This is a genomic window from Olsenella sp. An285, assembly GCF_002159625.1.
GTDB classification, from domain to species: Bacteria; Actinomycetota; Coriobacteriia; order Coriobacteriales; family Atopobiaceae; genus Thermophilibacter; species Thermophilibacter avicola.
In genome coordinates this window covers 44,871-55,161 of the sequence record NZ_NFIZ01000015.1, presented here as the reverse complement: position 1 = coordinate 55,161, position 10,291 = coordinate 44,871, and the positions used below count along the sequence as shown (strand labels likewise).

Genomic DNA, 10,291 nt, shown 5'->3' with positions numbered 1-10,291 from the left:
GGGATGGGGCGCAGGCGGCCGGTCTTCTCGGCGTCGAGGTCGTCGTACTCGGAATCCTCCTCGTTAGCGGCGTCCTCGGCGGCGGGCTGGGGCGCCGCGTGGGCGGCGTGCCGCGGCTCCGGGGCGGGTGCCTTGACGGCGGGCTCCTCCGCGGGTTCAGGTGCGACGTCAGTGGCGTCCTCGACCGGCTCGGCGGGCTTCTCGGCGGCGGGCTCAGAGGGCTCGGGGGCGACGTCCGCCTCCGGCTCAGCCTCTGCGGCCGCGTCGGCAGCGGCCTCTACCTCGGGCTCGGCGACGGCCTCCGGCTCCTGCGGGACGTCTGCCTGCTCGACAACCTCGGCGGGCTCCGCCTCCGCGACGGCGCTCGGCGTGGCCTCGGCCTCCGGCTCCGTCGCGCGACGGACGTTCTTCTCGGTCTCTTCCTCGCGGCGAGGCTGGGCGACGGGCTCGACGGCCTGCTCCTGAGCCTGCTGCTGAGCCTGCTGCTCCTCGTGCTCGGCAGCGGGCTCCTCCTCGCGATGACCAAAGATGTGCGAGATGCCGTAGCGGCTCGACGCGGAGTAGCGAGAAGGACGCTGGCCGGCCTGGCCGCCATGAGAGCCGTAGGAGCGCGCTATGCGCGCGGAGGGTCGACCCGCGCGCGGCGGCGGGCCAACGGGAACGAGGGGCACCGCACCGCCCGCGAGCGGGGCGAGGGGCTCCTCGAGCTTCTTGGGAGCCGGCACTCCCTCAACGGGCGAGCCGCACCCCGGGCAGAACCGGGCATTCTCGGGCAGCTCTTCACCGCACTTCTTGCACTTCACGCCAGTCCCCTTTCAGCATCCAGCCATGAGGCTAACGTTATCACGCATTGGGCTCTGCGAGTGCCACGAGCTGCCCAAAGGCAGCATATGATTCGTGGGGCTAAACCTTTAGTTGCCGCCCAGAATCTGGACCGGGGTGAAGGAGGTCGTGATCTTGTCGCGAAGCTCCTGCTGGATGGAGTCGTCCAGGCCCGTGATGTGCAGGGAGAACTGCACGCCGTCGGCCGACTGGGTCTTGGTCCAGACGTAGGTGATGTACGAGGTGACGTCGCCCGTGGGCTTGAGGAAGCCAAAGAGGGTCGAGCGCTCGATGTTGCCCTGGTCGTCCATGTGGACGTTCACGTGGTAGACCACGGTGTTGATGTTGGGGTTGAGCAGGCAGTTCACGGCAAAGGCCTGGGACTGGACGCCGGAGCCCGCAAAGCACTCGAGCGCGTTCTCCGAGCTGGTGTCCGTGACGGTGACCTCAACGCGGCCGGTGTTCTCGTCCGCTTCCTGGACGGAGAAGTCCTCGGGGAACTGCGTGAAGCCGTTGCCCCACTCCACGCCGCCGCGCAGGGCGGAGGCCACGGTGCGCACCGTGACGGACTGGGTGAGGTCCGCGGTGTTGGAGCGGCGGATGAGGCCAAATCCAATCTGCCCCACCACCACGGCAACGAGGAAGACGACGACAAAGGAGACGGCGGTGCGGGTGATGACCTTGCCCACGTTGGAGCCGGAGGGGTCTTCCTCGGAGAGGGGGTCGATGTCGAGGGAGACGCCCTTCTCCCTGCGGTGCGCGCGCTGGCGACGGGCGCGCTCCTCGTCGGAGTGGCCGGTGTGGTCGACGGTCGCAAACAGGGCCTCGGCCTCGTCGGCCGTGAGGGCGCCCTTCTGGACGCGCGCGATATCGCCTTTCCTAGCCATCTCTCTCTTTTCCTCACCAAGGGGCCTGCGGACCAGCCGCGCCCCGCTACGTTTGTACAGCAAGTATACGCAATCGGCCCCGGCGCGTAGCCGCCGCGGGCCGCGCAACAGGAGCCCTTCACGCAGCTGACGCTAGGCGCCCAGGCCGCCGTCCGTGAACTGCATCTCGTAGTAGCGCGCGTAGGTGCCGCCGCGGGCAAGGAGCTCGTCGTGCGTTCCGCGCTCGGAGACGCGCCCGTGCTCCATGGTGACAATTTCGTCAGCGTTCTTGATGGTGGAGAGCCTGTGTGCGATCACGAGCGTGGTGCGCCCACGGGCGAGCTCGGCCAGGGACTCCTGGACCGCCTGCTCGGACTCGTTGTCCAGGGCCGAGGTGGCCTCGTCAAAGATGAGGATGGGCGGGTTCTTGAGGAACACGCGGGCGATGGCCACGCGCTGCTTCTGGCCGCCGGAGAGGTGGCTGCCGCGCTCGCCCACCTCGGTCTCGTAGCCGTCCGGCAGGCTCTCGACAAAGTCCGCGATGTTGGCGCGGCGCGCGGCCTCGCGGATCTCGTCCATCGTGGCGTCCGGGCTGCCGTAGGCGATGTTCTCCGCGATGGTGCCGTCAAAGAGGTAGACGTCCTGCTGCACCAGGCCGATGGCCTCGCGCAGGCTCCGCTGCGTGACCGAGCGCACGTCCTGCCCGTCGATGGTGATGGAGCCGGAGTCAACGTCGTAGAAGCGCGGCAGGAGCGAGCACGTGGTGGACTTGCCGCCGCCGGAGGGGCCCACCAGCGCGATGGTCTCCCCGGGCGCGATGTCCAGCGTGAGGCCGCCGATGACCTCGTCCTCCGCGGTGCCGTCCGCGTTCTTGTACGCAAAGTGCACGTCGCGATAGCTGATGGCGCCCTTGGTCACACGGATGGGCCTGGCGTCCGGCGCGTCCTGGATGTCCGGCAGGGTGTCCAGCACCTCGCAGAAGCGGCGGAAGCCCGCGATGGCCTTCTGGAAGGTCTCCGTGAAGTCCAGGATGGAGGTGATGGGCGCCGTGAAGAGCGAGATGTAGAGCGCGTAGGTGGCAAGGTCGATGGCCTGCATCTGCCCCTGGGCGATGAGCCAGCCGCCAAAGACCACCACGGCCGTGTTGAGTGCGCCCATCATGACGGCGATGGCCGCCTGGTAGCGCCCCATGGCGCGGTACATGCGCGTCTTGGAGTCCAGGTAGGCGTTGTTGGAGCGGCGGAACTTCGCGCGCTCCACGTCCTCCGCGGCAAAGCTCTTGACCACGCGCACGCCAGCGAGGGAGTCCTCCAGGCGGCTGTTCACGCCGGAGATGCGCACGCGGTTCTCCGTGTAGACCTCGCGCATGCGCATGTTGGCGTAGATGTTGTAGAGGACGAGAAGAACCGCGATGAGCGCGAGCACGCCCGTGAGCGGCAGGTTGATGGTGGAGAGGATGATGAACGAGCCCGTGACCTCCACGATGCCAATGAGGATGAACTCGGGGCCGTGGTGCGCGGCCTCGGAGATGTCAAAGAGGTCGGAGACCAGGCGGCTCATGAGGTCGCCGGACTTGTTGTGGTCGAAGAAGTTGAAGCTCATGCGCTCATAGGCGTCAAAGAGGTCCTCGCGCATGCGGCTCTCCATGCGGGCGCCCATCACGTGGCCCCAGAAGATCACGAAGTAGCGGCACGCAAAGCGAATCGCATACATGCACACCAATCCCACGGCGAGGTACGCCAGCGCGCCCATGATGGCGTCCGAGCCCTGGGTGAAGAGGCCGCCCGTGAGCGAGCGCAGGATCTGCGGGAACGCGAGGTCGATGCCGGCAACCGTGATGGCGGCGATGATGTCTATGACAAAGAGGTGCAGCTGGCCCTTGTAGTAGCCGAGGAAGCGGTGGAACATGTGGCGAAACTCCGTTATGACAAAGGGGACAGGGTATTCTGTCAGGTTTTCAGCGGGAACTAGGGTAGCACCGTCGGCGCGCGGCGAGAAGAACGACGCCCCGACGGCGGGGGTGGCCGTCGGGGCGTCGATGAGGGGCTTTCGCGCTGCGCTACTTGGCGCGCGCGAGGCGATAGCAGCTAGCCAGCTGGCCGCCGTTCTCGGCCCAGCGAGGCTCCACGACCAGGAGGCCGTCCGCGCGCAGGGCGGAGACGAGGCGGTCTATGGTCTTGACGTTGCGGCCGAGGGACTCGGCGATGGCGCTCTTGGAGCACCCCTCGCCCTCGTGCTCGCCAACGTAGGCGAGAATGGCGATCTCGGTCTTGGTGAGGCGCCTTGGCCCGTCCCCCGCTTTGCGCGCCGTGCGCGGCATGTGCGTCACCTCTCTTCGATGGAAGCCGGCCGGCACCTGGTTGGGGTGCCGGCCGGCGATGGTCTCTCGTGTCCCGCTAGCGGTTCCTGCGAACCCTGAGGATGTAGGCGCCGGCCACGAGGGCGACACCGCTCAGGGCCAGGGCCACCGGGGCCGCGGCGTTGGTGTGGTCTCCGGTGTCCGGGGTAGCCGGCTTCTGCGGCTCCTCGGGCTTGGAGGGCTTCGTGGGCTCGGTGGGCTTGCCGGGCTTATCGGGCTCGCCGGGCTCCTCGGGCACCTTGTAGGTGTTCGTGAAGACCGGGAGCGCGCCGGAGCCGTCGTAGAGGACGGTTGCCGTGAGCGTTCCGTCGCCGTTGTCCGTCACCGTGACGGTGGCGGTGTGCGTGGCCGTGTCGTAGGTCACGTTGGCCAGGCTGCCGGCCACCTCGCGAATGAGGTAGGTGTACGTGCCGGCCTCGGTGAACTCGATGGACGAGAAGATCACGGAGCCGTCGGCAGCGTTGGTGGCGGTTGCCACGACGTTGCCCTGGCCGTCGACGAGCTCGAAGGTGAACTCGCCGGCCACGAGGTCGCGACCGTTGAGGACCTTGGTGGCGCCCAGAGAGACGCTGGCCGTCTCGTCCGGCTCGTAGGTGTTGGCGAAGGTCACGCCGCCAGCCGCGGAACCGAGATCCCACGTGGCAACGAGCTTGTTGCCCGCACCCTTGGTCACCTTGGCGGTGATGGCGTACGTGGTCTCGTCATAGGTCACGCCGTTGTGCTGGACGCCCGGGGTCTCCGGGTCGTCGTCCTGCGGCAGGACCTCGGAGACGGTGAAGGTGTACTCACCGGCCTCGTCGAAGATGAAGCCGTCGCCCGAGAAGGACACGTTGCCGGAGGCATCGTTGGTGCCCGTGAGCGTCTTGGGGCTCACGTGGTCGGCGTTGTCACCGGTGGCAGTGATGGTGAAGCTGAACTCGCCGGCGACCATGTCGTGGCCCGTGAGGGTCTTGTCGACGTCGAGATCGGGCTTGGAGGGGTCGGTCTCGTCCGGGGTGGGCGTGGGCGGGATGTAGGGCTCGTCGTACTTGTTGGTGACGATCGGGTTGTTGCCCTCGACCGTCGCGTCAAGCTGGCCGTCGCCGGGATCCGCCACGTGAACCGTGATGGTCTTGGGCGCGTTGTCGTAGGTCCAGCCCTCCGCAGAGGTCGTGGTGGTCTCGGTCACCGTGAACACGTAGTCGCCAGGCTTGGTAAACGTGAGATCACCAAAGTCGACGGTATCGGTGCCCTGGGTGCCAGTTAGGCCAGAGGTCTTCTTGGTGATGGAGTTGTCAGCATCGAGACCCTGAACGCCGTCGGCGTTGTTGGTCGTGAGCTGGAGCTTGAACTCGAACTCAGACAGGGCGCCAGCGCCGGTGACGCTCTTGGTCACCTGGAGGTCGGCCTCGTTGTCACCAATCACGACGAACTTAGCCTCGTACTTGTTCTCCCAAACAGGCTCACCCTGGTAGCTAACGATATAGCCACCCTCGCCATTGTCGGTTACATCAAAGACAACCGTCTCCGTATGCGTGTCGTACTTGATTCCAGGAATCGAGTCCTCAATCTCAGCGATTGTGTACTCGTAGGTTCCGGCGTGGTCTATCTTGATGGAGCCGAAATCGATGTTGGCCGAGCCGCCAGAGGAAGGCCTGATGGTAATCGTGCCACTGGCGTCCACGCCACTGGGCAACGGGGCGCCCTCGACCGGAGTCACCTGGAACGTGAACTCATCACCCTGACGCAAGAAGAAACGAAGCTGAAGAAACGTTTCTGCTGGTAAACACCAGTATTATACCTCCCCCATATATCAAAGATAAGCGTTATGTTCGCGAGGGACTCATCTTGTTCGATCCAAACCTTCTGGAAGAAGGCTAAAATCGGCCATGCCATTCACATGGGAATCTCTTCGGTCAGACACGATATCTAATCGGAAAACTTATATATAGCCCTCTCACATCGACCAAGTCTTCGGGGATGGCTCAATCAGCATCCACACCAACATCTTTAGACACGTAAGAGCTTGTCTCCATCATATCGACATATCTTTGAATGCACTCGTGACGAGCCGCCGCATTGTCGTTCTTCTCGATAGTTTGGCCAATGAATCTTCTGGTTCTCGCTCTCAAATATAAGATGCGTTTCCACGTTGCCCGGCCACTCTAATCAGAACAGGAGCCACCCCCTTGCCGACCAAACTTGCTGAGTCTTACGCCTATAGAGTCGGCCATATCGCCAACAATCGTACAAAGCGTCTGTCGCCTTATTCTCACTTCTAACTACGTTCTCATTATGATTTAGTCAGCTTCTACCTGCATTTTTGTTAGTGTTTTTCAACGTATCGCTCTTGGTCTTCGACCACGTAGGCGTCTTTCCATATTCGAATACATCACTACAAGTTGGGCGGTCGATTGTTGGTCGACCGCCCAATTCGAACAACGTTGGTTGTATACCTTGGCTACTCTGTCTCGACCTCGGAATCCTCAGCTGAATCCATGAGACGACGAGAGATGGCGTCACAGAGAAGGGCACCAACGACGGTCTTGGCATCCTCGATGCGTCCGTCCAGAACCGCGTCCACGAGCTCGCCAACCTCGACGAGATCCACGTTGATGAACTCGTCAGTATCAGGGCTGGATTTGGAGAAGCTGAGGCCCGTGGCCATGTAAATATGGATGAGCTCGTCGCAGAAGCCCGCGGAGCTGGCGATGGTGGTCAGGTAGGCGATCTTCTCGGCCTCCATGCCGGTCTCCTCAAGGAGCTCGCGACTGGCGCACTCGAGCGGATCCTCGCCAGGGGAGAGCTTTCCAGCCGGAATCTCCACCGTCACGCGACCAAGCGCTGTGCGGTACTGACGAACGAGGCAGATGCGGCCCTCGTCCGTGAGGGCGACCACTGCTACGGCACCGGGGTGACGTACGACGTCGCGGATGGCGTTGCGACCATCGGGCAACTGAACACGTAGTCGGTCAACGTTGAATATGCGACCAGTCCAGGCGACGTCCTCGGTGAGGGGACGCTCCGCGAGCGCCACATCACGCGGGTCGTCATCGCCAAGAACAAGGTCACGTTCCTCCGGAGCTCCAGAAAGATGGTCTTGACTGGCACGGTCTCCGTCATAGGTGAAGGCCGCTACGGAGTCGCGGATATCGTCCACGGCATAGTCGAGGTCCTCTCGGGTGGGCTCTGTTACATCATGGGCGGTGATCTTGTCGTTTTCGTCGGACATGTGGTCCTCCTGGTTCTTGACTGTGCGCCGGCGGCGCCGTGGGACTACTCTAGCCCAAGGAGAGATTGTTGGCCTATCTCAGGCTTTCCAGAAGCTCCCCGTATCGACCAACCACACCGTCTCTTAGTCGACCAAACTCAGGGATGTATCGACGAATAGTCATATCTACCAGCTGTTTTGCTAGTTGTTGGTCGTATATGTATGCAGTGTTGTTGCGGTCTCTGAGCATGGAGTGCCACGTCTCCTCATCCAGGAACTCGTGATAGCAGACTGCGGCCTTTATGATGTCTCGCGGGGACCCCATCACAGCGGTCGCGTCCCCCTCATATGACAGCAACGCCTTGAAGAGCTTCCAACCAAGCTCAAATTGAAGAGAGAACTTATCGATGATTCCGCTCTGCACAAATACGTTCTCGAGGTCATGGTTTGGAGTCAGCTTAAGCGTTTCTAATGCGGAGTCGTAGCTATCAAACTACCTCATAGAGAACCTTTCCGTCGCGCATGATCTCCTGACGCAACTCCTGCATCCATCATAGGGATACGCAATGCATCGTGTCGTTGCCTTCTTCTTTGGTGAGGTATTCGATGTCGTATGCAATGTTGTCGAACAGATGGGCTTTTGCGGCAACGCATCTCTGACTGTAAACGCACTGCTGAGGCTGAACAGATTGCCTCAGTTCTTCTCTGCTCACAGACATTTGAGTTGAACTTGAGGGTTGTCTGAATGCCCAGATGATTGGTCCTTGTCGATATCAACCATATCTTCGACCACATTGCACACCAGAAGATGAACATAGGTGTTGACACTCGAATATTCCGACGTAACTACTTATAATTGCGTTTGAGCAATCGAACATGCATCACCTGCGCTACCAAACACGTCTGGAGCATCCATGGCAGTAACAAAGAGGGAAGTCGCAGATCAGCTTGGCGTGGCCAAGCAGACGGTCGTGAACTACATCGAAAGGCTGGGGCTCGCCCCCGAACACGTGAAGCGCGTCGGGAAGACGGACGTGCTCGATGACTTTGCCGTCTCAGCCCTGGCCGACGCCCTGGGCAAGAACATCCCGCTTCGCACCACCCCTGGCCCGGTGCCCGAGGAGGCCGTGCCCGCAATCACGCCCGATACGCGCGACTCCGTGATCTCCGCTCTTAACGGACGCATCGCTGACCTCAAGGAGCAGAACGACCGCCTTGTCTCCGAGCTTGCGGAGCTGCGCGCGTCGCGTGAGCGCGAACTGGGAGAGCTGAGGGACCAGCTCGCTGCAGCCAACGACCGTGCCGCGCGCCTCGCCGACCGCGTGGCCGGCATCGCCGAGCGTCAGCAGGCGATGTCTGCCCTGCCGTGGTGGAAGCGCAGTGTGTTTGCGACCAAGCTCTTGGGCGCTGGGTCAGAGTAGGTTCGTTTTTATCGGTATTTAGCTGGTACTATTCGATGGTCGACCATCACTCATAGTGAACATGCACCAAACAACGCCCGCGGGGCCGCCCCTTTATGGAGCGGCCCCGCGGCCTCACTTGTTGGTATGGGGCGATTCCGGACGGTCTGGAATCACAAAGCGTCCGGAAGCGCCCAAGACCAAACGGATGGTCATAGGTCTTGGGTGCTCCCGGACAATTTGACCTCACAGAACGTCCGGAGACGCCCAAAAGCGAGACCATTCGACCTCGTATCCAGCGGCGCACAAACGGCGCCTCAGACGGCCTCTCAGAGCCTCAGGCTATTTGACCGCACGCAGGCCGATGTCAGTGCGGAACGTCTTGCCCTCGAAGTCGATGAGCTCGCAGGCGGCGTAGGCCTTGGCGCGGGCCTCCTCGAAGGTGGGGGCCACGGCGGTGACGTCAAGCACGCGGCCTCCGACCGTGACGAGCTTGCCGTCGGAGAGGGCGGTACCGGCGTGGTAGACGGTCACGCCCTCCATCTCCTCGGCCTTCTCGATGCCCGTGATGACCTTGCCCTTCTCGTAGCTGCCGGGGTAGCCCGCAGAGGTGAGGACCACGGAGACCGCCCAGTCGTCGTCCCAGGAGACCATGTCCTGCGTGAGGGTGCCGTTGTCGCAGGCCAGGAACACGTCCACGAGGTCCGCCTTCATGCGCGGCAGGACCACCTGGGTCTCCGGGTCGCCAAAGCGGGCGTTGAACTCCAGGACCTTGGGACCGTCCTGGGTGAGCATGAAGCCGCCGTAGAGGCAGCCGGAGTAGGTGATGCCCTCGGAGGCGAGCTCGGCCACCACGCGCTCCTCGACGTCCACCATGGCCGCCAGCTCGTCCGCGGAGACGAGGTGCTCGGGAACGGGGGAGTAGACGCCCATGCCGCCCGTGTTGGGGCCCTTGTCGCCGTCCAGGGCGCGCTTGTGGTCCTGCGCGGTGGCGAGCGGCACCACGGTCTTGCCGTCCGTGAGGGCCAGCAGCGAGCACTCGGGTCCCTCGAGGGTCTCCTCCACCACCACGGTGGCGCCGGCCTCGCCAAAGACGCCGGAGAAGCACTCGTGGACGCCCTCGAGCGCCTCGTCGAGCGTCTTGGCAACGATGACGCCCTTGCCGGCGGCCAGGCCGTCGGCCTTGATCACGATGGGGGCGCCCACCTGGCGCACGTAGGCCTCGCAGGTCTCCTCGTCCGTGAAGCTGCGGTAGGCAGCCGTGGGAACGCCGGCGCGCGCCATGACCTGCTTGGCGAACTTCTTGGAGCCCTCCATCTGGGCGGCGTCGCCGTTGGGGCCGAAGCAGGGGATGCCCGCGGAGCGCACGGCGTCCGCCACGCCGGCCACGAGCGGGGCCTCCGGGCCGATCACCACGAGGCCGATGCCGTGCTCGCGCGCCCAGTCCGCCACGGCGACGGGGGACTCGGCGTCGAGCTCCACGGACTCGGCCATGGCGTTCATGCCGCCGTTGCCGGGCGCGACGTAGAGCCTGCCCGCGCGCGGGGACTCGGCGAGCTTGACGAGAAGCGCGTGCTCGCGCCCGCCGGAGCCAAGAAGCAGGATGTCGACCTTGGTGTTGCTCATGATGAACTACCTCCTCTGGGGACGGCCG

General features: G+C 63.5%; 8 protein-coding genes and 1 pseudogene. 1 reads left to right on the top strand and 8 read right to left on the bottom strand.

The window, feature by feature from the left end:
- The 7 genes and pseudogenes from B5F79_RS09530 to B5F79_RS09500 all read right to left on the bottom strand — a co-directional run.
- A partial coding sequence (locus B5F79_RS09530) for a zinc ribbon domain-containing protein (RefSeq protein WP_143786283.1) occupies positions 1-803 on the bottom strand: 803 nt, incomplete at its 3' end.
- Between the two features lie 108 nt (positions 804-911).
- A complete protein-coding gene (locus B5F79_RS09525) occupies positions 912-1,709 on the bottom strand; it encodes a hypothetical protein (RefSeq protein ID WP_087220788.1) in 798 nt (265 codons plus the stop codon).
- Positions 1,710-1,841: 132 nt separating this feature from the next.
- A complete protein-coding gene (locus B5F79_RS09520; RefSeq protein ID WP_087220785.1) occupies positions 1,842-3,596 on the bottom strand; it encodes an ABC transporter ATP-binding protein in 1,755 nt (584 codons plus the stop codon).
- A 151-nt stretch (positions 3,597-3,747) separates the two neighbouring features.
- Positions 3,748-4,008, bottom strand: coding sequence for a hypothetical protein (locus B5F79_RS09515; RefSeq protein WP_087220782.1), 261 nt, complete (start codon positions 4,006-4,008; stop codon positions 3,748-3,750).
- A 76-nt stretch (positions 4,009-4,084) separates the two neighbouring features.
- Positions 4,085-5,776, bottom strand: coding sequence for a Spy0128 family protein (locus B5F79_RS09510; protein ID WP_087220779.1), 1,692 nt, complete (start codon positions 5,774-5,776; stop codon positions 4,085-4,087).
- 711 nt (positions 5,777-6,487) lie between these two features.
- Positions 6,488-7,258, bottom strand: a complete 771-nt coding sequence (locus B5F79_RS09505; RefSeq protein WP_087220776.1) for an NUDIX domain-containing protein — start codon at positions 7,256-7,258, stop codon at positions 6,488-6,490.
- A 73-nt stretch (positions 7,259-7,331) separates the two neighbouring features.
- Positions 7,332-7,718: pseudogene (locus tag B5F79_RS09500) on the bottom strand (HI0074 family nucleotidyltransferase substrate-binding subunit); the annotation flags it as partial.
- Between the two features lie 433 nt (positions 7,719-8,151).
- Here B5F79_RS09500 and B5F79_RS09495 point away from each other — a divergent pair.
- Positions 8,152-8,658, top strand: a complete 507-nt coding sequence (locus B5F79_RS09495) for a hypothetical protein (RefSeq protein WP_143786282.1) — start codon at positions 8,152-8,154, stop codon at positions 8,656-8,658.
- A 321-nt stretch (positions 8,659-8,979) separates the two neighbouring features.
- On the opposite strand, the gene purD is transcribed toward B5F79_RS09495, so the two are convergent.
- The gene (gene purD, locus B5F79_RS09490) at positions 8,980-10,263 is read right to left on the bottom strand and encodes a phosphoribosylamine--glycine ligase (protein ID WP_087220770.1); all 1,284 of its coding nucleotides are present in this window, start codon (positions 10,261-10,263) and stop codon (positions 8,980-8,982) included.
- Between the last annotated feature and the right edge of the window lie 28 nt (positions 10,264-10,291).